Consider the following 26,934-nt stretch of genomic DNA (forward strand, 5'->3'; position numbering starts at 1 on the left):
GGATGAAAATCATCATCCTCGGCGCAGGGCAGGTGGGCGGTACGCTGGCGGAACACCTGGCCAGCGAAGCCAACGACATTACTGTGGTCGACACCGATGGCGACCGCCTGCGCGATTTGGGCGACCGCCTGGACATACGCACCGTGCAGGGCCGCGGCTCGCTGCCGACAGTGCTGCGCCAGGCCGGTGCCGACGACGCTGACATGCTGGTGGCGGTAACCAACAGCGACGAGACCAACATGGTCGCCTGTCAGGTGGCCTATTCGCTGTTCCACACCCCGACCAAAATCGCCCGGGTGCGCGAGTCGTCCTATCTGACCCGTGAAGAGCTGTTCGACAATGACCATATCCCGGTCGACGTACTGATCAGCCCCGAGCAGGTAGTGACCAACTACATCAAGCGCCTGATCGAACACCCGGGCTCGCTGCAGGTCATCGACTTTGCCGAAGGCAAGGCTCAGCTAGTGGCGGTAAAGGCCTACTATGGCGGCCCGCTGGTCGGACAGCAGCTGCGCCAGATCCGCGCCCACATGCCCAACGTCGACACCCGCGTGGCGGCCATCTTCCGCCGCGACCGGCCGATTACCCCGCGAGGCGACACGGTGATCGAAGCCGACGACGAGGTGTTCTTCATTGCGGCGAAGAAGGACATCCGTGCGGTGATGGGCGAGCTGCGCCGTATCGACGAAACCAACAAGCGCATCGTCATCGCGGGCGGCGGACAAATTGGCGAGCGCCTGGCCGAAGCCATCGAAAGCCGCTACCAGGTGAAGATCATCGAGATGAGCCCGGCCCGTTGCCGGCACCTCTCCGATACCCTGGAAAGCACCGTGGTGCTGCAGGGCAGCGCCTCGGACAAAGACCTGATGCTTGAAGAGAACATCGCTGACGCGGATATTTTCCTGGCCCTGACCAACGACGACGAAGCCAACATCATGTCGTCGCTGCTGGCCAAGCGCCTGGGCGCGGGCAAGGTGATGACCATCATCAACAACCCGGCTTATGTAGACCTCGTGCAGGGCGGCGATATCGACATTGCCATCAGCCCGCAGCTGGCCACAATCGGCACCCTGCTGGCGCACGTGCGCCGGGGCGACATTGTCAGCGTGCACTCGCTGCGCCGCGGTGCGGCCGAAGCGATCGAGGCGGTGGCACATGGCGATTCGAAGTCGAGCAAGGTAGTCGGCAAGGCCATCGAGGACATTGCCCTGCCACCGGGCACCACCATCGGCGCGATCATCCGTGACGAAGAGGTAATGATTGCCCACGACGACACCATGATCGAATCGGGTGACCATGTGATCCTGTTCGTTGTGGATAAAAAGCATATTCGTGATGTGGAGAAGCTGTTCCACGTCGGCTTGAGTTTCTTCTAGGAGAAAAGGGCATGCGCGAGTCGCTGGAGAAGATGCTGGCCAAGGGTGTGGATAACCCGTTGCTGCGGTTCGGCCTGGGCAAGGCCTGGCTGGATGAAGGCAATGGTGCTGAAGCGGCGGTGCACCTGGCGCGCTGTGTAGAGCAGGACCCGAAGTATTCCGCGGCGTGGAAGCTGCTGGGCAAAGCGTATCAGTTGCAGGGTGACCTGGCGGCGGCGCGTAAGGCCTGGGAAGACGGTATCGTGGCGGCGCAGGCCCATGGTGACAAGCAGGCCGAAAAAGAGATGACTGTGTTCCTGAAGAAAATCAATAAAACAGCAGGTTGACGCGGTCCCTGTGGGAGCGGGTTCACCCGCGAATGCGTCGGTGAAGCCAACATTGCATTCGCGGGTAAACCCGCTCCCACAGGGTCCCTGCTACAGCAGGCAGGATTGCATTCAGCCTGCTGTAAGCGCAGTCGATAACTCAGTACCAGCGCGGCTCGCCAGCCGGGCGCTTCTTGAAGCGCTTCATGCTCCACATGTACTGGCTCGGGTACTCGCGCACATAACGCTCGACCACTTTACTCATCGCCGCCGCCGACACGTTCACGTCGGTGCTGTACATCTCTTCCGGCGCAGCTTCGAGGAACACCTTGAAACCCGAGCCGTCCGGCAGCCGCAAGGCATGCAGGAACACGCCCACCGCCTTGCCTCCCGCCAGCATGTTCGGCACGAACTTGCTGGTCAGCGCCTGAGTGCCGAGGAACGGCACGAACACGCCTGCCGATTCCGCCGGCTCCGGGTCGGCCGGGATCCCCACCTGGCCCCCTCGGCGCACTTCCTTGATCACGCTGAGGATGCCTTCCTTGGTCGAAGGCGCCACGCGGTTGCCCATCTGCACACGCTGCTCGCGTAGCAGGTCATCCACCGCCTTCAGTTTCGGCGGGCGGTAGAAGATGATCGGTTTGCACTGGTTGCAATAGAAGTGGTTCAGCACTTCCCAGTTGCCCAGGTGGCTGGTGATGCCAACCACGCCCTTGCCCGAGGCCAGAGCCTGCTGCAGCACTTCCAGGCCATGCACTTCCTTGACCAGTTCCAGCGAACGCTGGGGCGGCCAGATCCAGGCACAGGCGCTTTCGACAAAGGATTTGCCGATATCCCGCAGGGCCTGGCCGACCAGTTGCTCACGGGCAACCGGGTCCATTTCGGGAAAACACTTGGCCAGGTTGATCCGCACCACGTTGCGCGAACCGTTGGGGATCTTCCACATCAGCCAGCCGATACCGGCACCCACGCGCTGAACTGCGCCCCAGGGCAGCTTGGCGAACAGACGCAGCACCCCGACCATCAGGGCGCCCTTGAACTTTTCCACAGGCGAATTCCTTATTTCAGCAAGGCGCGCATTGTAACCCCTCAGCGCACCAAGGCGGCGTAGCGATCGCAATCGGTGGTGTGGTCCATGACCATGCCGGTGGCCTGCATGAAGGCGTAGCAAATGGTCGGGCCGACGAACGTGAAGCCGGCTTTTTGCAGGGCCTTGCTCATGGCCTTGGCTTCATCGGTCACCGCTGGCACTTCGCTGCGGTCGGTGAAGTGGTTGACCTTCGGCACGCCACCAACGAACGACCACAGCCAATCGACGGGGTTATCCACAGCCAGCCAGGCCTGCGCATTGCGCCGGGCAGCCTTGAGCTTCAGGCGGTTGCGAATGATGCCGGCGTCCTGCATCAACTCTTCGATGCGTTCATCGCGCATGGCGGCAAGTTTTACCGGATCGAAGCCGAACATCACCTCACGATAACGCTCGCGTTTGCGCAAAACGGTGATCCAAGACAGCCCTGCCTGGAACCCTTCGAGCAAAAGCATCTCGAACAGCAACGCCGGGTCACGCTGGGGCGTTCCCCATTCCTGGTCATGGTAGGCCTGGTACAACGGATCGTCGGTACACCAAAAGCAGCGTGGCATAAGGCTCCAATGAGTAGAGGGCGAGGCGAATCAGGTTATACTCCCGCTCTTTACATCCGCATCCCCAGATACAGGTGAATTTCGTGAGCCAGCCTACGCCAGCCGTGCGTACCTTCCAAGACCTGATCCTCGCCCTGCAAAACTACTGGGCAGCTCAAGGTTGTGTGGTGCTTCAGCCCTACGATATGGAAGTAGGCGCCGGCACTTTCCACACCGCTACATTCCTGCGCGCGGTGGGTCCAGAAACCTGGAACGCCGCCTACGTGCAGCCTAGCCGTCGCCCTGCCGACGGGCGGTATGGCGAAAACCCCAACCGCCTGCAGCACTACTACCAGTTCCAGGTGGTGCTCAAGCCGAACCCGGCCAACTTCCAGGAGCTGTACCTCGGCTCGCTGAAAGCCATTGGCCTGGACCCGCTGGTGCACGACATTCGTTTCGTCGAAGACAACTGGGAGTCGCCAACCCTCGGCGCCTGGGGCCTGGGCTGGGAAATCTGGCTGAACGGCATGGAAGTCACCCAGTTCACCTACTTCCAGCAGGTAGGTGGTATCGAGTGCTACCCGGTCACTGGTGAAATCACCTACGGCCTCGAGCGCCTGGCCATGTACATCCAGGGCGTCGACTCGGTGTACGACCTGGTGTGGGCCGACGGCCCGTTCGGCAAGGTCACCTACGGTGATGTTTTCCACCAGAACGAGGTGGAACAGTCGACCTACAACTTCGAACACGCCAACGTCGACAAGCTGTTCGAACTGTTCGACTTCTACGAAAGCGAAGCCAACCGCCTGATCAAGCTGGAACTGCCGCTGCCGACCTATGAAATGGTGCTGAAGGCCTCGCACACCTTCAACCTGCTGGACGCCCGCCGCGCCATCTCGGTAACCGAGCGCCAGCGCTACATCCTGCGTGTCCGTACCCTGGCCCGGGACGTGGCGCAAAGCTATCTGCAAGCCCGCGCACGCCTGGGCTTCCCGATGGCCACCCCTGAACTGCGTGACGAAGTGTTGGCTAAGCTGGAGGCTGCACAATGAGTGCTCAAGATTTCCTGGTAGAACTGGGCACCGAAGAGCTGCCTCCCAAGGCCCTCGCCAGCCTCGGCGACGCCTTCCTGGCCGGCATCGAGAAAGGCCTGCAGGCGGCTGGCCTGAATTACACCGGCAAGCAGGTATACGCCGCGCCGCGTCGCTTGGCGGTGCTCATCCGCCAGCTGGACGTGCAGCAGCCTGACCGCAGCATCAATATCGATGGCCCACCCCTGCAAGCTGCCTTCAACGCCGAAGGCGAGCCAACCCAGGCTGCCTTGGGCTTCGCCAAGAAGTGCGGCGTGGATCTGGCCGAGATCGACCAGAGCGGCCCCAAGCTGCGCTTCTCCCAGCACATCCCGGGCAAGGCTACCGTTGGGCTGCTGCCGACCATCGTCGAAGATTCGCTGAACGACCTGCCGATTCCCAAGCGCATGCGCTGGGCGGCCAGCCGTGAAGAGTTCGTGCGCCCGACCCAATGGCTGGTGATGCTGATGGGCGATCAGGTGGTCGACTGCACCATCCTGTCGCAAAAGGCCGGCCGTGAATCCCGTGGCCACCGCTTCCACCATCCAGAAAACGTGCTCATCACCACCCCGGCCAACTACGTCGAAGACCTGCGCAAGGCCTACGTCCTGGCCGACTTCGCCGAGCGCCGCGAGCTGATCAGCAAGCGTACCGCAGAGCTGGCCATGCAGCAGGAAGGCACGGCCATCGTTCCACCTGCGCTGCTGGACGAAGTGACCGCACTGGTCGAGTGGCCGGTGCCGCTGGTGTGCTCGTTCGAGGAGCGTTTCCTCGACGTGCCGCAAGAAGCCCTGATCACCACCATGCAGGATAACCAGAAGTACTTCTGCCTGCTGGACAGCGAAGGCAAGCTGCTGCCGCGCTTCATTACCGTGGCCAACGTCGAAAGCCGCGACCCGAAGCAGATCGTGCAAGGCAACGAAAAGGTCGTACGCCCGCGCCTGACCGACGCCGAGTTCTTCTTCAAGCAGGACAAGAAGCAGCCACTGGAAACCTTCAACGAGCGCCTCAAGAACGTGGTGTTCCAGGCTCAGCTCGGCACCGTGTACGACAAGGCGGAACGTGTTTCCAAGCTGGCCGCCTTCATTGCCCCGCTGATCGGCGGCGACGCCCAGCGCGCTGGCCGTGCCGGCCTGCTGTCGAAGTGCGACCTGGCCACCGAGATGGTCGGCGAATTCCCTGAAATGCAGGGTGTTGCCGGTTACTACTACGCGCTCAACGACGGTGAGCCGGAAGACGTCGCACTGGCCCTGAACGAGCAGTACATGCCGCGCGGTGCAGGCGCCGAGCTGCCGCAGACCCTCACCGGTGCTGCCGTAGCCATCGCCGACAAGCTCGACACCCTGGTGGGCATCTTCGGCATCGGCATGCTGCCTACCGGCAGTAAAGACCCCTATGCCCTGCGCCGTGCCGCCCTGGGCGTGCTGCGAATTCTGATCGAGAAGCAACTGGACCTGGACCTGACCGGTGCAGTCGAGTTCGCGGTCAAGCAGTTCGGCGCCAAGGTCAAGGCCGCCGGCCTGGCTGACCAGGTGCTGGAATTCATCTTCGACCGCCTGCGTGCGCGCTACGAAGACGAAGGTATCGACGTCGCCACCTACCTGTCGGTACGTGCCCTGCAGCCAGGCTCCGCACTGGACTTCGACCAGCGCGTTCAGGCCGTGCAGGCGTTCCGCAAGCTGCCGGAAGCCGAGGCCCTGGCAGCGGTGAACAAGCGCGTGTCGAACCTGCTGAGCAAAGCCGAGGGCGCCATCGCCGAGCAGGTCGAGCCGAAGTACTTCGACAATGCCAACGAGTTCTCCCTGTACTCGGCCATCCAGCAGGCCGACCAGGCCGTGCAACCGATGGCTGCTGCACGCCAGTACAGTGAATCGCTGGCCCGCCTGGCAGCCCTGCGCGACCCGGTCGACGCCTTCTTCGAGGCGGTGATGGTCAACGCCGAAGACGCCAAGGTACGTGCCAACCGTTATGCCCTGCTCAGCCGCCTGCGCGGCCTGTTCCTGGGTGTGGCTGACATTTCGCTGCTGGGGTAAACCTTGAAACTGCTGATTCTCGACCGTGACGGGGTGATCAACTACGACTCCGACGCCTACATCAAGACGCTGGAAGAGTGGATTCCGATCCCTGGCTCGGTCGCAGCGATCGCGCAGTTGAGCAAGGCGGGCTGGACGGTGGCCGTGGCCACCAACCAGTCCGGCATTGCCCGTGGCTACTATCCGCTGGCAACCCTCGAAGCCATGCACGCGCGCCTGCGCGCGCTGGTGGCAGAGCAGGGTGGCGAGGTGGGCCACATCGTCTATTGCCCTCACGGGCCGGACGAAGGCTGCGATTGCCGCAAGCCCAAGCCCGGCATGCTGCGGGCGATCGCCGAGCATTACCAGGTTTGCCTTGAAGGCGTCTGGTTCGTTGGCGACAGCAAAGGTGACCTGGAGGCCGCCCTGGCCGTCGGTGCACAACCCGTGTTGGTGAAAACCGGCAAGGGTGAGCGGACCCTGGAAAAAGGCGTCCCGGAAACTACACTGATTTTCGACGATCTGGCAGCTATCGCCAGAGAACTAATTTAAACAATGCGCCTTCAGGCGCATTTTCCTCAGGCGGGCATGCCCCGCAATGGTACGAGCCACTATGTCGATCCTGCAGGCGATCAGAATCTTTCTTTTTTACCTGCTGCTGGGCACCAGTTCACTGCTGTGGTGCTCGCTGAGCTTCTTCGTCGCGCCATTTTTGTCGTTCCCCAAGCGCTACAAGTTCATCAACGTGTACTGGTGCCGCTGCGCGCTGTTCCTGGTGCGCACCGTTCTGGGCATTGACTACAAGATCACTGGCGCCGAGAACGTGCCGGCTGAGCCTTGCGTGATCCTGTCGAACCACCAGAGCACCTGGGAAACCTTTTTCCTATCCCAGTACTTCTCGCCGCTGAGCCAAGTGCTCAAGCGCGAGCTGCTGTATGTGCCGTTCTTCGGATGGGCCATGGCCATGCTGCGGCCGATCGCGATCAACCGCGATAACCCGAAGGAGGCGCTGCGCCAGGTGGCCAGCAAGGGTGACGAGCTGCTCAAGCAGAAGACTTGGGTGCTGATCTTCCCGGAAGGTACCCGCGTGCCATTTGGCACCGTCGGCAAGTTCTCGCGCGGCGGTACCGCGCTGGCGGTGAATGCCGGGCTGCCGGTTCTGCCGATTGCCCACAATGCGGGTAAGTTCTGGCCGAAGACCGGGTGGGGCAAGCGCGCCGGCACCATCGAGGTGGTGATTGGCGAGCCGATGTATGCCAACGGTACGGGGCCACGCGCCATTGCCGAACTCAACGACCGTGCTGCAGCGTGGAACGAAGCGACACAGCGGGCCATGGGTTCGCTGCCGCCAGCGGAGGAAAAACCCCAGGAGCAGATGGCCTGACCATCTGTGGATAACTTGTGAGCAGTTTTTCGACAAAATGCTCGGAGTGATGCCTAACTCGTTGAATTAGCTGTTTATTTTTTTGTATGACATTTTCTTGAAAAACGTGCATAAGTTTTTTCAGGGCATAAGAAAACCGGCTTTTACAGCCGGTTTTTTTATGCCCTGCAGCCAGCATGAATGGCCTTCAGAGCTTGTCGATATCTACATCCTTGGTTTCTTTCAGGCAGAAAATCCCCACAACCAGGCTAATCCCGGTCACCAGCACTGGGTACCACAGACCGTAGAATATATCCCCGGTGTACACCACCAGCGCGAACGACACGGTCGGCAAGAAGCCACCGAACCAGCCATTACCGATGTGGTAGGGCAACGACATAGAGGTGTAGCGGATACGGGTCGGGAACAGCTCGACCATCACCGCCGCCAACGGGCCGTAGGTCATGGTCGCAATCAGGATCATCGCTACGATCAGCACCACCACCATCACCTGGTTGACCTGTGCAGGGTCGGCCTTGGCCGGATAGCCCGCCTGCTCCACCGCCGATCGCATGGCCGCTTCGTCGAAGCCGTTGATGGTTTTGTCACCAATGTTGACCACCACCTCGCTGCCAGCCACGCTTACCGCGCGGTAGGGGAGGCCCTGCTTGACGAGGAAGGTCTTGACCTTATCGCACGGGCTATCGAAACGTGCCTTGCCGACCGGGTCAAACTGGAAGGTACAACCTTGTGGGTCAGCAGTAACCACGATCGGCGCCTGCCGGCTGGCGGCATCGATCTGTGGGTTGGCGTAGTGGCTCAGCGCCTTGAACAGCGGGAAGTACAGCACGGTGGCCAGCAGCAAGCCGAGCATCAGGATCGGCTTGCGCCCGATACGGTCCGACAACCACCCGAAGAACACAAAGAACGGAGCACCGATCACCACACTGATGATCAGCAGGGTGTTGGCCTGGGCCGGGTCCATCTTCAGCATCTGGGTCATGAAGAACAACACGTAGAACTGTGCGGTGTAGAAAGTTACCGCTTGACCGGCATTGATACTGAACAGCGCGGTAAGCACTACTTTAAGGTTTGGCCAGGAAGTGAACGACTCTCGGATTGGCGACTTGCTGACCTTGCCTTGGGCCTTCATTTTCACGAAGGCCGGCGACTCATGCATGCTCATGCGGATCCAGGTGGAGATAGCCAGCAGCACGATCGACAGCAGGAACGGCAGGCGCCAGCCCCAGGTTTCGAACTGGTCCCCACTGACATAGCGGCTCCCCAGTACCACCAGCAACGACAGCAAAAGGCCCAAAGTAGCGGTGGACTGAATGAAACCGGTATGGAAGCCACGCTTGCCGGGCGGCGCATGTTCGGCCACATAGGTCGCCGCACCGCCATATTCACCGCCCAGCGCCAACCCTTGGAGCATGCGCAGGATCACCAGGATAATCGGTGCGGCAATGCCGATGCTGGCGTAGGTGGGCAACAAGCCCACGGCGAAGGTGGACAGGCCCATCAGGACGATAGTGACCAGAAAGGTGTATTTGCGCCCGATCATGTCGCCCAGCCGGCCGAACACCAGCGCGCCGAACGGCCGCACCAGAAAGCCCGCAGCAAACGCCATGAGGGCGAAGATGAACGCGGTGGTGTCGTTCACGCCAGCGAAGAACTGCTTACTGATGACCGCTGCCAGCGCGCCATAGAGAAAAAAGTCATACCACTCGAAAACCGTCCCGAGGGATGACGCGAAAATGATCTTGCGTTCTTCACGGCGGCTGGAGCTGCTGGCCGCCGCACCCTGCTCTTGGATGTAATCCGACATCGTTGCTGTCCTCGGCCCGCAGGCCACAGTGATTATTCTTGTTGTTCCACTGTCGGCAGCTTTCGACCGCAAGCTGCCGCTACTGCACGCACCCGGGTCAGGGGGTCGGTAACGCGTCTTCGTTCAAGTAGGTCTGGGTAGCAGCTCCTTTGAGGATCAGTTGGGCCGCCTTCTCGGCGATCATCAGGGTGGGGGAACAGGTATTGCCCGAGGTGATCTGCGGCATGATCGAGGCGTCGGCCACGCGCAAGCCGGGGATCCCACGTACGCGCAACTGGTTATCCACAACGTCCATTTCCCCAGTGCCCATGCGACAGGTACCCACCGGGTGAAAAATGGTAGTGCCGATCTGGCCGGCAGCTTCGAACAGGTCCTGCTCGGATTGCAGGGTGGGGCCCGGCAGGTATTCCTTGGGTTCGAAGGCGGCCAGGGCAGGGGCCTGGACGATGCGCCGGGTAAGCCGGATGGCATCGGCGGCGACGCGCAGGTCTTGGGGGTCACTCAGGTAGTTGGGGTCGATCAGCGGGGGGCTGTTCATGTCGGTGCTGCGGATATCGACCCGTCCGCGGCTGGCCGGGCGCAGGTTGCATACCGAAGCGGTGAAGGCCGGGAACTGATGCAAGGGCTCGCCGAAGCGCTCAAGAGACAGTGGCTGCACGTGGTACTGCAGGTTTGCGGTGGCCTGATCCGGGCTGGAACGTACAAACACGCCCAGCTGGCTCGGCGCCATGGCCAGCGGACCGCTGCGGTCGTAGAGGTAGCGCAGGCCCATGCCCATCTTGCCCCACAGGCTGTTGGCCATCTGGTTCAAGGTACGGGTGTTGCGAATTTGGTAGATCAGCCGCAGCTGCAAGTGATCCTGCAAGTTGCCACCAACCCCGGGCATGTCGTGGCGCACGCCAATACCCAAACTTTCCAGCAACTGCCGCGGGCCAATACCGGAGCGCTGCAGGATGCCGGGCGAACCGACTGCCCCAGCGCAGAGGATGATCTCGCGACGCGCGGGAAACTCGTGCCAGGCACCTTGCCAGAATGCCTTCACTGCACGGGCGCGAGTGTTGTTGAGCAGTATCTGGTCAACCTGCACACCGGTCAGCACGGTAAGGTTGGCGCGGTGCTTGATCGGCCGCAGAAAAGCCTTGGAAGCGTTCCAGCGTACACCGCTGCGCTGGTTCACCTGAAAGTATCCACAGCCCTGGTTGTCGCCGGTATTGAAGTCATCGACCTTGCCAATGCCGCTTTGCTCGGCGGCATCGCGGAAGGCATCGAGGATCGGCCAACTGTAGCGCTGGCGCTCGACCCGCCACTCGCCGTCGCCGCCATGATGTTCGCTGGCGCCGGCAAAGTGGTTTTCACTGGCTTTGAACAGCGGCAGCACGTCCCTCCATGCCCAACCGTCGTTGCCTTGCTCGGCCCAATGGTCGTAGTCGGCAGCCTGACCACGCATGTAGATCATGCCATTGATAGAAGAACAGCCACCGAGCACCTTGCCGCGTGGATAACCCAATGAGCGACCGCCCAGGCCAGGCTGTGCCTCGGTTTTGAAACACCAGTCGGTGCGTGGGTTGCCGATGCAGTAGAGGTAACCCACCGGAATGTGAATCCACGGATAGTTGTCGCGACCGCCCGCTTCCAGCAGCAGCACCCGACAATCAGGGTTGGCGGACAAACGGTTGGCCAGCAAGCACCCGGCTGGACCGGCCCCAACGACCACGTAATCGAAGACAGAATCGGCTGATGGCATGTGCAACCTCGGGCCTGATTATTATTCTTGTCCCGATTCATCTTAGTGAGTAATTTCGTGGAGGAAACACGAGATTTCGCGCAGCCGTTGTGCGTTTTAGCACAGGGGTAATCCTGGACCGACCTGTTCGCGGGCTCGCCCACTCCCCAGAGGGATCGCGTCACCGTCAGGTTTCGCTGTCTCTATGGGAGCCGGTATGCCTGCGAAGAGGTCGGGACGAACAGCCACAAGGATCAGCATGTTCGACTGGAACGATCTGCGGTTTTTCCTCGAGTTGCAGCGCAGCGGCCGCCTGCTAAGCGCCGCCAAACGCCTCAACACCACTCACAGCACCGTGGCCCGGCACATCGAGAACATCGAGCAGAGCTTGGGTACAGCGCTTTTCGTGCAGCACGCCCAAGGGTATGAGCTGACCCCCTCGGGGCAGGCGCTGCTCAAGCACGCCGAAGCCATGGAGAACGTCGCCCTGCTGGCCCAGGAAGAGATCACCCAGGCCATCACCCCGCTCGGTAAGATTCGCCTGGGGGTTACCGAAGGCATCGGCATCATGTTTTTCACCCCACGCATGAACGCATTGTTCGAGCGTTACCCCGGGCTGGAGGTGGAACTGGTCGCAGTGCCAAGGTTCGTCAGCATCCTCAACCGCGAAGCGGAGATCAGCATCCACCTTGAGCGGCCCAACGCCGACCTGCTGATCACTCGCAAACTCACCGACTATCGGCTGGCGCTGTATACCAGCCAGGCTTACCTGGACCGCGCACCGCCACTGCGCAACCGAGAGGACCTGGCCCGGCACAGCTGGATTGGCTACGTCGACGACTTGCTGTTCAGCCAGGAGTTGCTGTTTCTCAACAGCTTCTGCCGAGCACCCAACGTGGTGTTTCGCAGCACCAGCGTGATCGCCCAGCAAGCCGCCGCCCGCGCCGGTCTGGGCATTGCCGTGCTGCCCAACTACATGGCCCGCCAGGACCCGACCCTGGTACGTGTGCTGCCTGGCGAGACCATCCAGCGCAGCTACTGGATCTGCACCCGCCGCGAGCTGCACAAGTCGGTAAGACTGCGGGTAGTGTGGGACTATCTGCTGGCGCTGTGCGCAGAACAACAAAGCGAGCTGCTAGCTCAGTAGCGCTTTGCTGCCCAGCAGCAGGGCAGCGGCCCAACCTGCTACCGCAAACATCTGCTGCAGGCGCGGCCCGGCCAACCTCCTCGCCAGCGGCCTTACCAACAGCAGGCCAAGCACTGCACCGACGGCAAACGGGCCGCCAATTTGCCAATGCAGGACACCCGCAAGGCTGGCGCTGACCACACTGCCGGTAGAGACCAGGGCGATCACAGCCAATGACGTGGAAACGATGCTGGCCATACGCAGGTTGGTGTAACGGTTAAGGGCAGGGATAATGACGAACCCTCCACCGACGCCAAGCAGACCGGACAATAACCCGGATAGAGCCCCCGTTAACGCCAATGCTCTTGCGCAAGGCAGGGTCCAGCGTAACCGGCCCTGTAGCGGGTTCAGCACACACGGCTCAATGTAGCGATGGGCATCGTTGGCTTCGCCGCGCAGCTCTTTGGCCGCCTTGCGCCAGATACGCAGGCAGGCATGAACCAGCACCCCGGCGAACACCAACTGCAAGGGCGTATTCGGCAAACGGTGCGCCAGCATCAACCCCAACGGCGCTGCCGCGACACCAATGACTGCAATGAACAGCGCTGCGCGGTAGCGTACCAAGCCTTGGCGCAAACCCAGAACAGCGCCCACCGCCGCCGCCATGCCCACTGCCAGCAGGCCTACCGGGGCCGCCTCGACCATTGATAGCCCAAGGCCAAATACCAGCAACGGCACGGCGAGAATGCCTCCGCCTGCGCCGGTCAGCGCCAGCACGGCACCGATGATTGCGCCCAGGCCCGCCCCCAATAATTGATGTTCGATCACTGCCCATCCTCGGTTACCAGATGCGGGCGGGCCAGCCACTCACGGCCCTTGAGCATGCCTTGCCAGTACAGCGGGGGCAGCGCCTGCGCTTTGAGCAACCAGGCCAGCCGCGTGGGTTTGCGGCCATCCAGCAACCAGTTGGGGAAACTCGGTGCAAGCTTGCCGCCATAGGTGAATTCGGCCAAAACGATCTTGCCGCGCTCGACGGTAAGCGGGCACGAGCCATAGCCGTCGTAACGGGCCAGGGTCGGCAACCTGCCCAGCGCAACCAGCACGTTGTTGGCCACGACGGGGGCCTGCTTACGTGCAGCTGCAGCGGTCTTGGCATTGCTGGTGTTGGCGACATCGCCCAGGGCATGAACGTTGGTGTATTTGCGGTGGCGCAGGGTGTGCGGGTCGACATCGACCCAACCGGCGCCATCGGCCAACGGGCTTTCGCGAATGAAGTCCGGCGCTACCTGCGGCGGCACTACATGCAGCATGTCGAAGGCTTCAATGCGCGTCTCACTGCTGCCGTCGGCCAGGCTACGGACGAAGGTAGCGCGCTGGTTCGGGCCGTCCACGGCTGTCAGCCGATGGGAGAAATTGAGGTCCACCGCATACTTTTCGATGTACTTCATCAGCGCAGGGACGTAGTCCGCCACACCGAACAACACGGCACCGGCGTTGAAGAAGCTGGCTTTCACCGCCCCCAAATGGCCGTTGCGAAGCCAATGGTCGCACGACAGGTACAGCGCCTTCTGCGGCGCGCCGGCGCACTTGATCGGCATGGGCGGCTGGCTGAACAGGGCACGGCCTTGCTTGAGCTTTTGCACTAGCTCCCAGGTGTAGGGCGCCAAGTCGTAGCGGTAATTGGAGGTGACACCGTTACGGCCAAGGGTCTCGCTGAGCCCATTGATGGCCGCCCAGTCCAGCTTGAGCCCGGGGCAGACCACCAATTGTTCATAACTGATGGCGCGGCCATCGTCGAGCATGACCAGCTGGCCCGATGGATCGAAGCCCTGAACGCGCGCCTTGATCCAGCGCACACCGCGCGGGATGGTCGAGGCCATGGTGCGCGCGGTGCTCGGTGCCTTGAACACACCGGCACCGACCATGGTCCAGCCGGGTTGGTAGTAATGCACTTCGGCGGGGTCAATCAAGGCAATGTCCAGTGACGGGTCACGGCTGATCAGGCTGGAAGCAGTGGCGATACCAGCGGCACCGGCACCGACGATGAGTACTTTGTGGTGATCGGTATTGGCAGGGGACAACAAGGCGGGCATGGCGGTAAATCCTGGAATCTGATTATGGGGCAGGGCGGTTACAGCTTGTTCAGCGGAATTTTCAGGTAACTCACGCCGTTTTCTTCCGGCGTGGGGAGCTGGCCACTGCGCATGTTCACCTGTACCGAAGGCAGGATCAGCACGGGCATATCGAGGGTCTTGTCACGGGCTTCGCGCATGGCGACGAAACTGTCCTCGTCGACGCCTTGGTGAATATGAATGTTGCTGGCGCGCTGCTCGGCTACGGTGGTGACGTACTGCATGTCGCGGCCATCTGGCAGGTAGTCGTGGCACATGAACAGCCGGGTGTGGTCGGGGAAAGCCAGCAGACGACGGATCGAACGGTACAGGGTACGGGCATCTGCCCCTGGGAAGTCGCAGCGGGCAGTACCGTAGTCGGGCATGAACAGGGTGTCGCCCACGAACACCGCGATCTCGCCGGCGTCCTCGATCATGAAACTCATGCACGCGGGCGTATGCCCAGGCGTGTGCAGTGCCCGTGCGTGCAGGTTACCAATGCGGATGACTTCTTCGTCTTCGAGCAGCACATCGAACTGGCTACCATCGCGTGCAAAGCCAGGCTCGGCGTTGAACAGGGCACCGAACACTTTCTGCACCTGGGTGATGTGCGCGCCGATGGCGGTATGCCCCCCAAGTTTTTCCTTCAGGTAGGCCGCTGCTGAAAGATGGTCGGCGTGCACATGTGTTTCCAGAATCCAGCGCACGCTGGCATTCAATTCGGTCACACGCTCGATCAGCCGATCCGCCGAGGCGCTGCAGGTGCGCCCGGACTTCGGGTCGTAATCCAGCACGCTGTCGATCAATGCGCATTGCCGGGTTTCACGGTCCATGACCAGGTAGCTGATGGTCGAGGTCGCCTTGTCAAAGAAGGCGTCCACGTGAAGGTTGTTGCCGATGATCATCACGTTCTCCAATTTATCCGCCACGCCTTGTGGGGCGTAGGCAGTGCCAGGAGGTTCATCAAGATGCATGCCAGGCTTCAGTCGGCCCATGGTCCAATGAATCCGGCCCGTTGCTGACAGCGGTTGGCGAAACTGACAGCGTGGATGGCAGTCGACTGTCAGCCAATGGCAGTGTTTGGCAGTCCTTGTTAACCTGCGCCGGTCATCCCAATGGTGTCGTCATGCCTCAAACTCATCCCATCATCCTAGCTCTGGTTTCCTACCTTGAGCACGATGCCCTGCCGACCATCGTGCTGGACACTCACTACAACATCCTGGCTGCCAATGCGGCCTACCGCCGCCAGTTCGGCCAGCATGACCAGGCGCCGCTGGGCGAAAAGTGCCACAAGGTCTCGCACCACTATGCCGTGCCATGCGACCAGGCTGGTGAGCATTGCCCAATGCGCAAGGCGTGGGAGAGCAAAGTGCCGGAGCGTGTGTTGCACATTCATCACACCCCACGTGGCCCCGAACATGTGGATGTGGAACTGCGGCCGATCCTGGATGAACAGGGCAGCGTGGTGGCCTTTGTCGAACGACTGACCACCATCACCCTCGCGTCAGCGCAGCCTCAGGAGCAGGGCTTGGTGGGGCGCGCCCCCGCCTTCAAGGCCGCCTTGGCCAGCCTGCAACGGGCGGCGCCAGCGCAGATTCCGGTGCTGCTGCAGGGGGAGTCGGGGAGCGGTAAAGAACTGTTCGCTCGCGCGGTACACATGGGCAGTCCCAGAGCGAATGGCCCGCTGGTGGTGGTCGACTGCACAGGTCTGTCTGAGTCGTTGTTCGAGAGCGAGCTGTTTGGTTACGAGAAGGGTGCATTCACCGGTGCCAACCAACGCAAGATCGGCCTGGCTGAGGCGGCCCATGGGGGCACCCTGTTCCTCGATGAAATTGGCGAAGTACCGCTGGCGATGCAGGTGAAGTTGCTGCGTCTGATCGAGTCTGGCAGCTTCCGCCCGGTGGGCAGCCTGCGCACGGTGCATTCGGATTTCCGCCTGGTATCGGCCACCCACAAGCCGCTCAAGCAGATGGTTGCGCAGGGCTCCTTCCGTGAGGACCTGTACTACCGCATCAGCGGCTTTCCGATCCGCCTGCCGGCATTGCGCGAGCGGGTGGAAGATCTACCCCTGCTCGCACAGAGCCTGCTGCAGCGCATGGCCATGACTGGCAAGCCAACGCCCAGGCTGAGTGACGATGCCTTACAGCAACTGGGGTTACATCCGTTTCCGGGCAATATCCGCGAGCTGCGCAACATACTGGAAAGAGCCCGTCTGTTCGCCGATGACGGGCTGATCCGACCTGAACACTTGCAGGAAGATATCGGGCCAGCCGGGGCGACTATGGCAGGTAGCCGTCGCTACAACCTAGGTGAGGTGGCGCAGGCACTGGAACAGTTCAAGGGCTCGCGCAGCGAACTGGCCAGCCATCTTGGCATCAGTGAGCGCACGCTGTATCGCCGCTTGAAAGCGCTTGGGCTTAACTGAAACAGCGGCAGACTTTACCGGACCTTTACCTGAGTCCTGACATTAAACGGAAAAAAGCGTGGTCTTATCAGTTAACCGAATCTGGCAATTCATACTGGCCAGGCGATAACAGGCAGAGGACCGCATCAAATGAAAAAGACCCTAACCGTGATCTGCGCGGCGCTCATGTTCAGCGCACCGCTGGCCAGCTTCGCGCAGCCGGGCCCACCCGACCGCCATGATGGCGGGCCATCGCATCAGGGCAACCCGCCACATGGTCAGCCCCAGCAACAGGGCCGACATGACAATGGCCACGATCCTGCTTACCGTGACCCGAACTTCCGTCCACAACAAGGCATGCCAGTACCGCACCAGCAGTGGCAGCGTGGTCATGCAGTTGATCCACATTACCGTGGCGACCGTTACTGGGTAACCGACTGGAAAGCGCGCCACCTGTATGCGCCACCACGTGATCATCGCTGGCTGTATGTGAACGGGGACTACGTGCTGGTGGCTATTGCCAGTGGCGTGATCGTTAACATTCTTACCGGCTACTGATCATCAGACACTAAAAAGCCCGCATCAGCGGGCTTTTTAGTGTCTGCAAACTACAACCTGATCAGAAATCCAGGTTCGAGACCGACAGCGCGTTGCTCTCAATGAACTCACGACGCGGCTCGACTGCGTCACCCATCAAGGTGTTGAAGATCTGGTCGGCAGCGATCGCATCCTCGATGGTGACCTTGAGCATGCGGCGGACAGCCGGGTCCATGGTGGTTTCCCACAACTGGTCCGGGTTCATCTCACCCAGCCCTTTGTATCGCTGGATGGTATGACGTTTGGTGGTCTCGTTCATCAGCCAGTCCAGGCCTTCCTTGAACTCGACAATTGCCTTGCGGCGTTCACCACGTTGCACGTAAGCACCTTCACCCAGCAGGCTAGAGAGCTTGGCACCGATGTTGACTACGGTCCGGTAGTCATTGCTGCCAAAGAAGTCACGGTTGAACGTGATGTAGCTAGCCAGGCCGTGGGAGGTGATTTCTACTTCCGGCAGCCATACGTTGCGCTCTTTGTCTTCGCGCAGGCTGGCGCTGTAAGCCAGGCCAGACTTCTGGTTGGAGTTCAGACGCGCCTGGAACTGGGCCAGCCATGCTTGCATCACCGCGTGGTCACCCAACTGTTCCAGGGTCACCTCAGGCAGGTAGACGAAGTGCTCGGTTAGTTCTTCCGGGTACAAACGCGACAGGCGCTTGAGTGTCTTCATGACACTGCGGAATTCATTCACCAGGCTTTCCAGCTGCACACCAGAAACTGCTGGCGCTGACTCGTCCAGGTGCAGGCTCGCGTCCTCCAGAGCCGACTGGGTCATGTATTCTTCCATGGCCTCGTCGTCCTTGATGTACTGCTCCTGCTTGCCTTTTTTCACCTTGTACAGTGGAGGCTGGGCAATGTAGATGTAGCCGCGCTCGACCAGCTCCGGCAACTGACGGAAGAAGAAGGTCAGCAGCAAAGTACGGATGTGCGAACCGTCAACGTCAGCATCGGTCATGATGATGATGTTGTGATAGCGCAGCTTGTCGATGTTGTACTCTTCGCGACCGATCCCGCAGCCCAGTGCCGTGATCAGCGTGCCCACTTCCTGGGACGAGATCATCTTGTCGAAACGAGCCTTCTCGACGTTGAGGATCTTGCCCTTCAGCGGCAAGATCGCCTGGGTGCGGCGGTTTCGACCTTGCTTGGCCGAACCACCTGCGGAGTCACCCTCCACCAGATACAGTTCGGAAAGGGCAGGGTCTTTTTCCTGGCAGTCAGCCAGTTTGCCCGGCAGGCCGGCGATATCCAGCGCGCCTTTGCGGCGAGTCATCTCACGGGCTTTACGGGCCGCTTCCCGTGCACGGGCAGCGTCGATCATCTTGCCAACGACGGCCTTGGCTTCGTTCGGGTTCTCCAGCAGGAAATCGGCGAAGTATTTATTCATCTCTTGTTCCACGGCGGTTTTCACCTCCGAGGAAACCAGCTTGTCTTTGGTCTGCGAGCTGAACTTAGGGTCTGGGACCTTCACCGAGATAATCGCGGTCAGGCCTTCACGGGCGTCGTCGCCAGTGGTCGCCACCTTGTTCTTCTTGGCCAGGCCTTCCTGCTCGATGTAGCTGTTCAGGCTACGGGTGAGGGAAGAACGGAAGCCCACCAGGTGAGTACCACCATCACGCTGCGGAATGTTGTTGGTGAAGCACAGCAGGTTTTCGTTGAAACTGTCGTTCCATTGCAGAGCAACTTCTACACCCACGCCGTCTTCACGCTGGACGTTGAAGTGGAACACCTGGGAGTTGACTGGAGTCTTGTTGGTGTTCAAGTACTCGACAAATGCACGCAGGCCGCCTTCGTATTTGAAGAACTCTTCCTTACCGCTGCGTTCATCCTTCAGCAGAATGCCCACGCCCGAGTTCAGGAACGACAACTCGCGGATACGCTTGGCCAGGATGTCCCAGCTGAAGTGGATGTTCTTGAAGGTTTCAGCCGATGGCTTGAAGTGGATGTGGGTACCCGTCGTTTCACTGTCACCGACAACCGCCATTGGCGCTTGTGGAACACCGTGAACGTAGGTCTGCTCCCAGATTTTGCCACTACGGCGAACGGTCAGTACCAGCTGCTCGGACAGGGCGTTCACAACCGAAACACCTACACCGTGCAGACCGCCGGATACCTTGTAGGAGTTATCGTCGAATTTACCGCCAGCGTGCAGCACAGTCATGATGACTTCAGCTGCGGAAACGCCTTCTTCTTTATGCACGTCAACCGGAATGCCGCGACCGTTGTCGCGCACACTGATGGATTCGTCCGGGTGGATGATGACCGTGATGTCATCGCAGTGACCGGCGAGGGCTTCGTCGATGGAGTTGTCGACCACCTCGAAGACCATGTGGTGCAGGCCGCTACCATCATCGGTGTCGCCAATGTACATGCCGGGACGCTTGCGTACGGCATCCAAACCTTTCAGCACCTTGATGCTGGAGGAGTCGTACGTTTGATTTTCGCTCATGCCTTCACTCCCGATGGTCGTGGGTCTGGGTGATACGGCCTTGTTCCACGTGGAACAAAGCAACTGGCGTTTCCGTCTGCCAGCCTTCCCTCAGTAGTTCGTGATCTACACAGGTGATAAACACCTGGCAGCGTAATTCTTCAAGCAAGCGGCACAATGCGCGGCGATGCTGGTCGTCCAGCTCGGACGGCAAGTCATCCACGAGATAAATACAATGACCGCGGCGAGCCTGACTGACGAGGTGGCCTTGGGCAATGCGCAATGCGCACACCACCAGCTTTTGCTGACCACGCGACAGGATGTCTGCTGCGTTGTTGGCAGCCAGACGAAGACGCAGATCAGCACGCTGCGGACCGGCCTGGGTATGGCCCATCTGCTGATCGCGAAGGAGAGAGGAGGCGAGTACTTGCTGCAGTTCCCGGTCCTTGTCCCAGCCTCGGTAGTAGCTCAGGGTCAACCCGTCCAGCTCGACCAGTTCGCTCAGGGTTTGCTCGAAGACGGGCTTCAAGGCCTTGATGTAGTTGCGACGGTATTCATCTATTTCCGCACTGGCCAGGCACAATTCCCGGTCCCAGGCGGCTTGCGAAGCTGGGTCAAGTGTACCATGCCGCAACCATGAGTTCCGCTGCCGCAGCGCCTTCTGCAGCCGTTGCCAGGCTGGCAAAAAGCGAGGTTCCACGTGGAACACCCCCCAATCTAGAAACTGGCGACGTATTTTGGGGGCTCCCTCCAACAGCCGAAAACTGTCCGGGTTGATGAGCTGCAACGGTAACAACTCTGCCAGCTGGGCAGCGCTGCGCGCGTTCTGCCCATCAATGCGAATAGTGAACTCCCCCTGACGCTCCCGTGACACACCGAGGTTGCTGGTGCCACCCTCAGTCAGCAGCACCTCGCCAAACACGGTACAAGCAGACTGCTCGTACTGAATGACGGGGTTCAAGCGGGTACTGCGGAATGAGCGCGCGAGCCCAAGCAGGTGCACGGCCTCCAGTACACTGGTCTTGCCACTGCCATTGGCGCCGTAAAGGATGTTGATGCGGGGGGAGGGTAAGAGAGTCACCGGGTGCAAGTTGCGCACCGCGGTGACCATGATACGTCGAAGGGACATGTCGCCTGGCTACGGTTACAGGCGCATCGGCATGACAACGTAGGAAGAATCGTCATTGCCGGCTTCCTGCAGCAAAGCGCTGCTGTTGGAATCCGACAGGATCAGACGAACTTGCTCGGTAGTCATCACGCCCAGCACGTCCAGCAGATAGCTGACGTTGAAGCCGATTTCCAGCGAGCTACCTTCGTAGTCCACACTGATTTCTTCTTCAGCCTCTTCCTGCTCGGGGTTGTTGGCCTGGATCTTCAATTGACCGGCAGCCAGTTGCAGGCGAATACCGCGGTACTTTTCGTTGGAAAGAATTGCAGTGCGGCTGAATGCTTCACGCAGCGCCTGACGATCACCGACAACCAGTTTGTCGCCACCTTTGGGCAATACGCGCTCGTAGTCAGGGAATTTGCCATCGACCAGTTTGGAGGTGAAGGTGAACTCACCGGTGGTCGCGCGGATGTGATGCTGGCCCAGGACGATGCTAACCATGCCCTCCGGATCGGTCAGCAGGCGCGCCAGTTCCAGGATGCCTTTGCGCGGTACGATCACCTGGTGGCGATCATCCTGCTCGATCGGCGCGGTCATGGAGCACAGCGCCAGACGGTGACCATCAGTAGCCACTGCACGTAGGGTGTTGCGGGACACCTCCAGCAGCATGCCATTGAGGTAATACCGCACGTCCTGCTGAGCCATGGCGAAGCTGGTGCGTTCGATCAAGCGGCGCAGCTTGCTCTGCTCCAGGTTGCAGGTCAGCGAACCAGGGCCTTCTTCCACAGTCGGGAAGTCATTGGCTGGCAGGGTCGACAGGGTGAAGCGGCTGCGGCCGGCCTTTACCAACAATTTCTGCTCATCGACCTTGATATCGATCAGGGCGTCGTTAGGCAGGCTTTTGCAGATGTCCATCAGCTTGCGCGCCGGGACGGTGATCTCGCCAGGCTCGGCTGGTTCTTCAAGTTGCACGCGGCCTACCAGTTCGACCTCCAGGTCGGTACCGGTCAACGACAGTTGCTGGCCTTGCACGACCAGCAATACGTTGGACAGGACCGGCAAGGTCTGACGGCGCTCGACGACACCGGCGACCAGTTGCAGGGGTTTCAACAGGGCTTCGCGTTGAATGGTGAAATGCATGGTCTAGTCCCTTGCCTTCAATTAGCTGCGCAGACGGCCATCAGGTCGTCAGCGTCCGCAGCAGGTTCTTGTAGTCCTCGCGGATGTCCGCGTCGGATTCCTTCAGTTCATTGATCTTGCGGCAGGCGTGCAGCACGGTCGTATGGTCGCGGCCACCGAACATGTCGCCGATTTCCGGCAGACTGTGGTTGGTCAGCTCCTTGGACAGGGCCATGGCCACCTGCCGCGGACGCGCGACAGAACGCGAACGCCGCTTGGACAACAGATCGGAGATCTTGATCTTGTAGTACTCAGCGACGGTACGCTGAATGTTATCCACACTGACCAGCTTGTCTTGCAGCGCCAGCAGATCCTTCAGCGACTCGCGAATCAGCTCGATGGTAATGTCGCGACCCATGAAGTGCGAATGCGCGATCACCCGCTTCAGTGCACCTTCCAGTTCACGTACGTTGGAACGGATGCGCTGGGCAATGAAGAAGGCGGCATCATGCGGCAGCTCGACCTTGGCCTGGTCGGCCTTCTTCATGAGGATCGCCACGCGTGTTTCCAGTTCTGGCGGCTCGACAGCAACCGTCAGGCCCCAGCCAAAGCGTGACTTCAGGCGCTCTTCCAGGCCTTCGATCTCCTTGGGGTAGCGGTCGGAGGTAAGGATTACCTGCTGACCACCCTCAAGCAGGGCATTGAAGGTGTGGAAAAACTCTTCCTGTGAGCGCTCTTTACGGGCGAAGAACTGGATATCGTCGATCAGCAACGCATCCACCGAGCGATAGAAGCGCTTGAATTCGTTGATGGCGTTGAGCTGTAGCGCCTTGACCATGTCGGCCACGAAACGCTCCGAATGCAGATACACGACCTTGGCATTCGGGTTCTTCTTCAGCAGGTGGTTACCCACAGCATGCATCAGGTGGGTTTTACCCAGGCCCACGCCACCATAAAGGAACAGCGGGTTATAACCATGCTTAGGGTTATCCGCTACCTGCCAGGCAGCCGCGCGTGCCAGCTGGTTCGACTTGCCTTCGACAAAGGTGTCGAAAGTGAAAGTTCGGTTCAGGTAGCTGGTGTGCTTGAGCGCACCTTCAACCTGCACAGTGCGCTGCTCGGTCCGGCCACTGCTGGCCGGCGCCGTGGCCGGTTCAGCCATGGCATCGAAGCTGTCGCGTGTGGACGCCTCAGCCATTTCATCGACGAGCACAGGCTCGGCAAGGGTGACCGGGACCGGATCGACCGCCGGTACTGCCGACACAGGTTTTTGGGGCTGGCTCTGCGCCTGGTTTTGCGCCAGCGAAGCCGCCACCGCCGCGCTTACCGGCGCGTTGGGTGCAGCACGGGGCGCAGAACTGCGACGACTGCCTATCAACAAGGAGAGGGCCGGTGCAATACCGCTGCCATTTTCCCCCAACAGCTCGAGCAAGCGGCCCAGGTACTTTTCATTGACCCAATCGAGAACGAAACGGTTAGGCGCATAGACGCGCAACTCGTCGCCTTCGGCTTCGACCTGTAGCGGACGGATCCAGGTGTTGAATTGCTGGGCAGGCAGTTCATCGCGCAGAAGCTCTACGCACTGCTGCCAAAGTTCCACTGACACGGATATCCCCTGAGTTTGAAAGCCGGATGAGGCAAAAACAAACCGCCATTGTACCGGTCGAGCGTTCAGTTATCCACATGTGGACACGTTAGGATCCATGACAAAACAGCCATTTATCGACCAAAACGTCTTTACCGCGCTGTGAATAAACCCTGTGGATAACCGACACTGAGGGCTATGCACAACCCTGGGTGTCAGCCTGTTGATAACTCGCTTGTGGATAATCAACGATTTCATCCACAGCTTCTGCGCACGATGGGAACAAGCGGAGCACCGGTTGAGAACACGGTTGTGAAATTCTGTACAGCCCGTATTTACTGGCCTATAGCGTGTTATCCACAGACAGTCGCCTACCTAAGATTTATAAGTTCTTCAGAAAAGCTTTTTATATGTCTCTCTTTTTTTTTCATGTTGTCCCCGATTCATGTGTCCGATCAAGCAGCAGTCGGTGATCCACCCACAGGCACCGTCCATCACATGCTCTATATGGAAAGACTGGTTGGAAATTGACCTACGGGCTTGCTTTCTCTAGAATCGCCGGTCTCTTAAAAAGGGGGCCATCCCGGCCCGTCGTCGACAAACCAGGTAACACGCCATGAAACGTACTTTCCAACCAAGCACCATCAAGCGCGCGCGCACTCACGGTTTCCGTGCCCGTATGGCTACCAAGAACGGCCGTGCTGTTCTGTCGCGTCGTCGTGCCAAAGGCCGTAAGCGTCTGGCCATTTGATTTTTCGGCACAGGTGGTGAGTCAGGACTTCAGTCGGGAAAAGCGACTGCTTACACCCCGGCACTTCAAAGCGGTCTTCGACTCCCCAACCGGCAAGGTTCCAGGGAAAAACCTGCTGATCCTTGCTCGCGAGAACGGCCTTGATCACCCACGCCTCGGCCTGGTGATCGGCAAGAAGAGCGTCAAGCTCGCCGTTCAACGCAATCGCCTCAAGCGCTTGATGCGCGATTCCTTTCGTCTGAACCAGCACATGCTTGCCGGGTTGGACATCGTGATCGTCGCGCGCAAGGGATTGGGTGAGGTAGAAAACCCGGAATTGCACCAACACTTTGGCAAGCTCTGGAAACGCCTGGCGCGCAGCCGGCCAACCCCAGCAGTAATCGCCGATTCCGCAGGGGTAGACAGCCAAGATGCGTAAACTGGCACTCGTTCCGATCCAGTTTTACCGTTATGCCATTAGTCCTCTGATGGCCAATCACTGTCGTTTCTTCCCCAGTTGCTCCTGTTACGCGTATGAAGCCATCGAAAACCATGGCATCTGGCGTGGTGGGTGGCTGGCCGTTCGTCGCCTGGGGCGTTGTCATCCGTGGAATGACGGCGGTTTCGACCCCGTTCCACCCGCTCCTTCCTCCCGAACTTCTTCGATAGCCGAGTAATCATGGATATTAAACGCACGATCCTGATCGCCGCGCTGGCAGTCGTGTCCTACGTCATGGTCCTGAAGTGGAACGATGACTACGGCCAGGCTGCCCTGCCGACTCAGAATACTGCTGCCAGCACTGTTGCTCCGGGCTTGCCCGATGGCGTGCCGGCCGGTAACAACGGTGCCAGCGCCGATGTACCGAGCGCCAACGCCGAATCGAGCCCTGCCGAACTGGCACCGGTCGCACTCAGCAAGGACCTGATCCGAGTCAAGACCGACGTTCTGGAACTGGCTATCGATCCGGTCGGTGGTGACATCGTCCAGTTGAACCTGCCCAAGTACCCACGCCGTCAGGACCATCCGGACATTCCATTCCAGTTGTTCGACAATGGTGGCGAGCGTGTCTACCTGGCACAAAGCGGCCTTACCGGTGCCAACGGCCCGGATGCCCGCGCCAGCGGCCGCCCGCTGTATGCCGCAGAACAGAAGAGCTACCAACTGGCTGACGGCCAGCAGCAACTGGTGGTTGACCTGAAGTTCAGCGACAACGGCGTCAACTACATCAAGCGCTTCAGCTTCAAGCGCGGTGAGTACGACCTGAATGTCAGCTACCTGATCGACAACCAGAGCGGCCAGGCCTGGAGCGGCAACATGTTTGCCCAGCTCAAGCGTGACGCCAGCGGCGATCCTTCTTCCAGCACTGCCACCGGTACCGCAACCTACCTGGGTGCGGCCCTGTGGACAGCTGCCGAGCCTTACAAAAAGGTCTCGATGAAGGACATCGACAAAGGTAGTTTGAAAGAAAATGTGTCTGGCGGCTGGGTGGCCTGGCTTCAGCACTACTTCGTGACTGCCTGGATTCCGGCCAAGTCGGACAACAACGTTGTCCAGACCCGTAAGGACAGCCAGGGCAACTACATCATCGGCTACACCGGTCCGGCGCTTAACGTACCTGCAGGTGGTAAGGTCGAAACCAGTGCCATGCTGTACGCTGGCCCGAAGATCCAGTCCAAGCTGAAAGAGTTGTCCCCAGGCCTGGAATTGACCGTCGACTACGGCTTCCTGTGGTTCATCGCCCAGCCGATCTTCTGGCTGCTGCAACATATCCACAGCCTGCTGGGCAACTGGGGCTGGTCGATCATCGTGCTGACCATGCTGATCAAAGGCCTGTTCTTCCCACTGTCGGCTGCCAGCTACCGCTCCATGGCGCGTATGCGTGCCGTTGCTCCAAAACTTGCCGCTCTGAAGGAACGCTTCGGTGATGACCGCCAGAAGATGTCCCAGGCAATGATGGAGCTGTACAAGAAAGAGAAGATCAACCCGTTGGGCGGCTGCCTGCCGATCCTGGTCCAGATGCCGGTGTTCCTGGCCCTGTACTGGGTGCTGCTGGAAAGCGTGGAAATGCGCCAGGCCCCATGGATGCTGTGGATTACCGACCTGTCGATCAAGGATCCGTTCTTCATCCTGCCGATCATCATGGGCGCCACCATGTTCATCCAACAGCGCCTGAACCCGACGCCGCCGGATCCGATGCAGGCCAAGGTGATGAAAATGATGCCAATCATCTTCACCTTCTTCTTCCTGTGGTTCCCGGCTGGTCTGGTGCTGTACTGGGTTGTGAACAACTGCCTGTCGATTTCGCAGCAGTGGTACATTACCCGCCGCATCGAAGCAGCAACGAAAAAAGCTGCTGCTTGACGGGCTACTGCGCTAGCCTGTGAATAAAAAACGCCCCCTAGTGGGGCGTTTTTGCTATCTGTCGTTTTTGTCG

24 protein-coding genes are annotated in these 26,934 nt (G+C 60.1%); 13 read left to right on the forward strand and 11 right to left on the reverse strand.

Annotation, left to right across the window (positions count from 1 at the left end):
* The first annotated feature begins 2 nt into the window (after positions 1 to 2).
* Both trkA and E8E68_RS03420 read left to right on the forward strand, forming a co-directional pair.
* Complete coding sequence (gene trkA, locus E8E68_RS03415; RefSeq protein ID WP_012269873.1) at positions 3 to 1,376, forward strand: Trk system potassium transporter TrkA; 1,374 nt, start codon at positions 3 to 5, stop codon at positions 1,374 to 1,376.
* Positions 1,377 to 1,387: 11 nt separating this feature from the next.
* Entirely contained in the window at positions 1,388 to 1,702 is a 315-nt protein-coding gene (locus E8E68_RS03420) for a tetratricopeptide repeat protein (protein ID WP_266032085.1), read from the forward strand.
* A 139-nt stretch (positions 1,703 to 1,841) separates the two neighbouring features.
* On the opposite strand, the gene E8E68_RS03425 is transcribed toward E8E68_RS03420, so the two are convergent.
* Positions 1,842 to 2,729, reverse strand: a complete 888-nt coding sequence (locus tag E8E68_RS03425; protein ID WP_266032086.1) for a lysophospholipid acyltransferase — start codon at positions 2,727 to 2,729, stop codon at positions 1,842 to 1,844.
* 41 nt (positions 2,730 to 2,770) lie between these two features.
* A complete protein-coding gene (locus tag E8E68_RS03430; protein ID WP_266032087.1) occupies positions 2,771 to 3,322 on the reverse strand; it encodes a DNA-3-methyladenine glycosylase I in 552 nt (183 codons plus the stop codon).
* Positions 3,323 to 3,405: 83 nt separating this feature from the next.
* Here E8E68_RS03430 and glyQ point away from each other — a divergent pair, with 83 nt between their 5' ends.
* From glyQ to E8E68_RS03450, 4 genes are read left to right on the forward strand one after another with little or no spacing between them, the layout of a single operon-like run.
* Positions 3,406 to 4,353, forward strand: a complete 948-nt coding sequence (gene glyQ, locus E8E68_RS03435) for a glycine--tRNA ligase subunit alpha (RefSeq protein ID WP_003253126.1) — start codon at positions 3,406 to 3,408, stop codon at positions 4,351 to 4,353.
* On the forward strand, positions 4,350 to 6,404 hold the full coding sequence (gene glyS, locus E8E68_RS03440) for a glycine--tRNA ligase subunit beta (RefSeq protein WP_266032088.1): 2,055 nt from the start codon (positions 4,350 to 4,352) through the stop codon (positions 6,402 to 6,404). Before glyQ ends, glyS begins: the two co-directional genes overlap by 4 nt.
* Before the next feature lie 3 nt (positions 6,405 to 6,407).
* A complete protein-coding gene (gmhB, locus tag E8E68_RS03445; protein WP_266032089.1) occupies positions 6,408 to 6,935 on the forward strand; it encodes a D-glycero-beta-D-manno-heptose 1,7-bisphosphate 7-phosphatase in 528 nt (175 codons plus the stop codon).
* Between the two features lie 46 nt (positions 6,936 to 6,981).
* Positions 6,982 to 7,767: a lysophospholipid acyltransferase family protein gene (locus E8E68_RS03450; protein WP_266032090.1), complete on the forward strand. Its 786-nt coding sequence runs from the start codon at positions 6,982 to 6,984 to the stop codon at positions 7,765 to 7,767.
* Between the two features lie 187 nt (positions 7,768 to 7,954).
* Here E8E68_RS03450 and E8E68_RS03455 read toward each other — a convergent pair whose 3' ends face one another.
* On the reverse strand, positions 7,955 to 9,574 hold the full coding sequence (locus E8E68_RS03455; RefSeq protein WP_280339729.1) for an MFS transporter: 1,620 nt from the start codon (positions 9,572 to 9,574) through the stop codon (positions 7,955 to 7,957).
* Between the two features lie 97 nt (positions 9,575 to 9,671).
* Positions 9,672 to 11,318 carry a GMC family oxidoreductase N-terminal domain-containing protein gene (locus tag E8E68_RS03460; RefSeq protein WP_280339731.1) on the reverse strand — a complete coding sequence of 549 codons (1,647 nt, stop codon included), beginning with the start codon at positions 11,316 to 11,318 and terminating at the stop codon, positions 9,672 to 9,674.
* Positions 11,319 to 11,556: 238 nt separating this feature from the next.
* Between E8E68_RS03460 and E8E68_RS03465 the strand changes: the two genes are divergently transcribed.
* Positions 11,557 to 12,444 (forward strand): LysR family transcriptional regulator, encoded by an 888-nt coding sequence (locus E8E68_RS03465; RefSeq protein ID WP_266032093.1) that lies wholly within the window; start codon positions 11,557 to 11,559, stop codon positions 12,442 to 12,444.
* Here E8E68_RS03465 and E8E68_RS03470 read toward each other — a convergent pair.
* Genes E8E68_RS03470 through E8E68_RS03480 form a run of 3 tightly spaced genes read right to left on the reverse strand, consistent with a single transcriptional unit; the run spans position 12,433 to position 15,439 of the window.
* Positions 12,433 to 13,251 carry a sulfite exporter TauE/SafE family protein gene (locus tag E8E68_RS03470; RefSeq protein WP_266032094.1) on the reverse strand — a complete coding sequence of 273 codons (819 nt, stop codon included), beginning with the start codon at positions 13,249 to 13,251 and terminating at the stop codon, positions 12,433 to 12,435. The two genes, E8E68_RS03465 and E8E68_RS03470, sit on opposite strands and share 12 nt — an antisense overlap.
* Positions 13,248 to 14,516, reverse strand: a complete 1,269-nt coding sequence (locus tag E8E68_RS03475; protein WP_280339734.1) for an FAD/NAD(P)-binding oxidoreductase — start codon at positions 14,514 to 14,516, stop codon at positions 13,248 to 13,250. The genes E8E68_RS03470 and E8E68_RS03475 overlap by 4 nt, the downstream gene beginning before the upstream one ends.
* A 38-nt stretch (positions 14,517 to 14,554) precedes the next feature.
* Entirely contained in the window at positions 14,555 to 15,439 is an 885-nt protein-coding gene (locus tag E8E68_RS03480; RefSeq protein ID WP_280339840.1) for an MBL fold metallo-hydrolase, read from the reverse strand.
* Between the two features lie 221 nt (positions 15,440 to 15,660).
* Between E8E68_RS03480 and E8E68_RS03485 the strand changes: the two genes are divergently transcribed.
* Together E8E68_RS03485 and E8E68_RS03490 are read left to right on the forward strand one after the other, a co-directional pair.
* On the forward strand, positions 15,661 to 16,959 hold the full coding sequence (locus E8E68_RS03485; RefSeq protein ID WP_266032096.1) for a sigma 54-interacting transcriptional regulator: 1,299 nt from the start codon (positions 15,661 to 15,663) through the stop codon (positions 16,957 to 16,959).
* 129 nt (positions 16,960 to 17,088) lie between these two features.
* A complete protein-coding gene (locus E8E68_RS03490; protein ID WP_280339737.1) occupies positions 17,089 to 17,496 on the forward strand; it encodes an RcnB family protein in 408 nt (135 codons plus the stop codon).
* A gap of 61 nt (positions 17,497 to 17,557) precedes the next feature.
* Here E8E68_RS03490 and gyrB read toward each other — a convergent pair whose 3' ends face one another.
* From gyrB to dnaA, 4 genes are read right to left on the reverse strand one after another with little or no spacing between them, the layout of a single operon-like run.
* Entirely contained in the window at positions 17,558 to 19,978 is a 2,421-nt protein-coding gene (gyrB, locus tag E8E68_RS03495) for a DNA topoisomerase (ATP-hydrolyzing) subunit B (protein WP_266032098.1), read from the reverse strand.
* A gap of 4 nt (positions 19,979 to 19,982) precedes the next feature.
* On the reverse strand, positions 19,983 to 21,086 hold the full coding sequence (recF, locus tag E8E68_RS03500; protein ID WP_110743495.1) for a DNA replication/repair protein RecF: 1,104 nt from the start codon (positions 21,084 to 21,086) through the stop codon (positions 19,983 to 19,985).
* 15 nt (positions 21,087 to 21,101) lie between these two features.
* Complete coding sequence (gene dnaN, locus E8E68_RS03505; RefSeq protein ID WP_266032101.1) at positions 21,102 to 22,205, reverse strand: DNA polymerase III subunit beta; 1,104 nt, start codon at positions 22,203 to 22,205, stop codon at positions 21,102 to 21,104.
* A 40-nt stretch (positions 22,206 to 22,245) separates the two neighbouring features.
* Complete coding sequence (gene dnaA / locus E8E68_RS03510; protein WP_280339741.1) at positions 22,246 to 23,790, reverse strand: chromosomal replication initiator protein DnaA; 1,545 nt, start codon at positions 23,788 to 23,790, stop codon at positions 22,246 to 22,248.
* A gap of 595 nt (positions 23,791 to 24,385) precedes the next feature.
* On the opposite strand from dnaA, the gene rpmH reads away from it, so the two are divergent.
* Genes rpmH through yidC form a run of 4 tightly spaced genes read left to right on the forward strand, consistent with a single transcriptional unit; the run spans position 24,386 to position 26,861 of the window.
* Positions 24,386 to 24,520, forward strand: coding sequence for a 50S ribosomal protein L34 (rpmH, locus tag E8E68_RS03515; RefSeq protein ID WP_003253163.1), 135 nt, complete (start codon positions 24,386 to 24,388; stop codon positions 24,518 to 24,520).
* 13 nt (positions 24,521 to 24,533) lie between these two features.
* On the forward strand, positions 24,534 to 24,938 hold the full coding sequence (rnpA, locus tag E8E68_RS03520; protein ID WP_110743492.1) for a ribonuclease P protein component: 405 nt from the start codon (positions 24,534 to 24,536) through the stop codon (positions 24,936 to 24,938).
* On the forward strand, positions 24,931 to 25,176 hold the full coding sequence (gene yidD / locus E8E68_RS03525) for a membrane protein insertion efficiency factor YidD (protein ID WP_003253169.1): 246 nt from the start codon (positions 24,931 to 24,933) through the stop codon (positions 25,174 to 25,176). Before rnpA ends, yidD begins: the two co-directional genes overlap by 8 nt.
* 2 nt (positions 25,177 to 25,178) lie before the next feature.
* Positions 25,179 to 26,861 (forward strand): membrane protein insertase YidC, encoded by a 1,683-nt coding sequence (gene yidC / locus E8E68_RS03530; RefSeq protein ID WP_266032104.1) that lies wholly within the window; start codon positions 25,179 to 25,181, stop codon positions 26,859 to 26,861.
* Positions 26,862 to 26,934: the final 73 nt, after the last annotated feature.

It is taken from the genome of Pseudomonas sp. BN607, assembly GCF_029871175.1.
Taxonomy (GTDB): domain Bacteria; phylum Pseudomonadota; class Gammaproteobacteria; order Pseudomonadales; family Pseudomonadaceae; genus Aquipseudomonas.

What these genes read in the sequence shown, in the direction of transcription:
- trkA (WP_012269873.1), top strand. Translation starts at nt 3, where the DNA reads ATGAAAATCATCATCCTCGGCGCAGGGCAGGTGGGCGGTACGCTGGCG.
- E8E68_RS03420 (WP_266032085.1), top strand. Translation starts at nt 1,388, where the DNA reads ATGCGCGAGTCGCTGGAGAAGATGCTGGCCAAGGGTGTGGATAACCCG.
- E8E68_RS03430 (WP_266032087.1), bottom strand. Translation starts at nt 3,322, where the DNA reads ATGCCACGCTGCTTTTGGTGTACCGACGATCCGTTGTACCAGGCCTAC.
- glyS (WP_266032088.1), top strand. Translation starts at nt 4,350, where the DNA reads ATGAGTGCTCAAGATTTCCTGGTAGAACTGGGCACCGAAGAGCTGCCT.
- E8E68_RS03450 (WP_266032090.1), top strand. Translation starts at nt 6,982, where the DNA reads ATGGTACGAGCCACTATGTCGATCCTGCAGGCGATCAGAATCTTTCTT.
- E8E68_RS03455 (WP_280339729.1), bottom strand. Translation starts at nt 9,574, where the DNA reads ATGTCGGATTACATCCAAGAGCAGGGTGCGGCGGCCAGCAGCTCCAGC.
- E8E68_RS03460 (WP_280339731.1), bottom strand. Translation starts at nt 11,318, where the DNA reads ATGCCATCAGCCGATTCTGTCTTCGATTACGTGGTCGTTGGGGCCGGT.
- E8E68_RS03465 (WP_266032093.1), top strand. Translation starts at nt 11,557, where the DNA reads ATGTTCGACTGGAACGATCTGCGGTTTTTCCTCGAGTTGCAGCGCAGC.
- E8E68_RS03475 (WP_280339734.1), bottom strand. Translation starts at nt 14,516, where the DNA reads ATGCCCGCCTTGTTGTCCCCTGCCAATACCGATCACCACAAAGTACTC.
- E8E68_RS03480 (WP_280339840.1), bottom strand. Translation starts at nt 15,439, where the DNA reads ATGATCATCGGCAACAACCTTCACGTGGACGCCTTCTTTGACAAGGCG.
- E8E68_RS03485 (WP_266032096.1), top strand. Translation starts at nt 15,661, where the DNA reads ATGCCTCAAACTCATCCCATCATCCTAGCTCTGGTTTCCTACCTTGAG.
- E8E68_RS03490 (WP_280339737.1), top strand. Translation starts at nt 17,089, where the DNA reads ATGAAAAAGACCCTAACCGTGATCTGCGCGGCGCTCATGTTCAGCGCA.
- gyrB (WP_266032098.1), bottom strand. Translation starts at nt 19,978, where the DNA reads ATGAGCGAAAATCAAACGTACGACTCCTCCAGCATCAAGGTGCTGAAA.
- recF (WP_110743495.1), bottom strand. Translation starts at nt 21,086, where the DNA reads ATGTCCCTTCGACGTATCATGGTCACCGCGGTGCGCAACTTGCACCCG.
- dnaN (WP_266032101.1), bottom strand. Translation starts at nt 22,205, where the DNA reads ATGCATTTCACCATTCAACGCGAAGCCCTGTTGAAACCCCTGCAACTG.
- rpmH (WP_003253163.1), top strand. Translation starts at nt 24,386, where the DNA reads ATGAAACGTACTTTCCAACCAAGCACCATCAAGCGCGCGCGCACTCAC.
- yidD (WP_003253169.1), top strand. Translation starts at nt 24,931, where the DNA reads ATGCGTAAACTGGCACTCGTTCCGATCCAGTTTTACCGTTATGCCATT.
- yidC (WP_266032104.1), top strand. Translation starts at nt 25,179, where the DNA reads ATGGATATTAAACGCACGATCCTGATCGCCGCGCTGGCAGTCGTGTCC.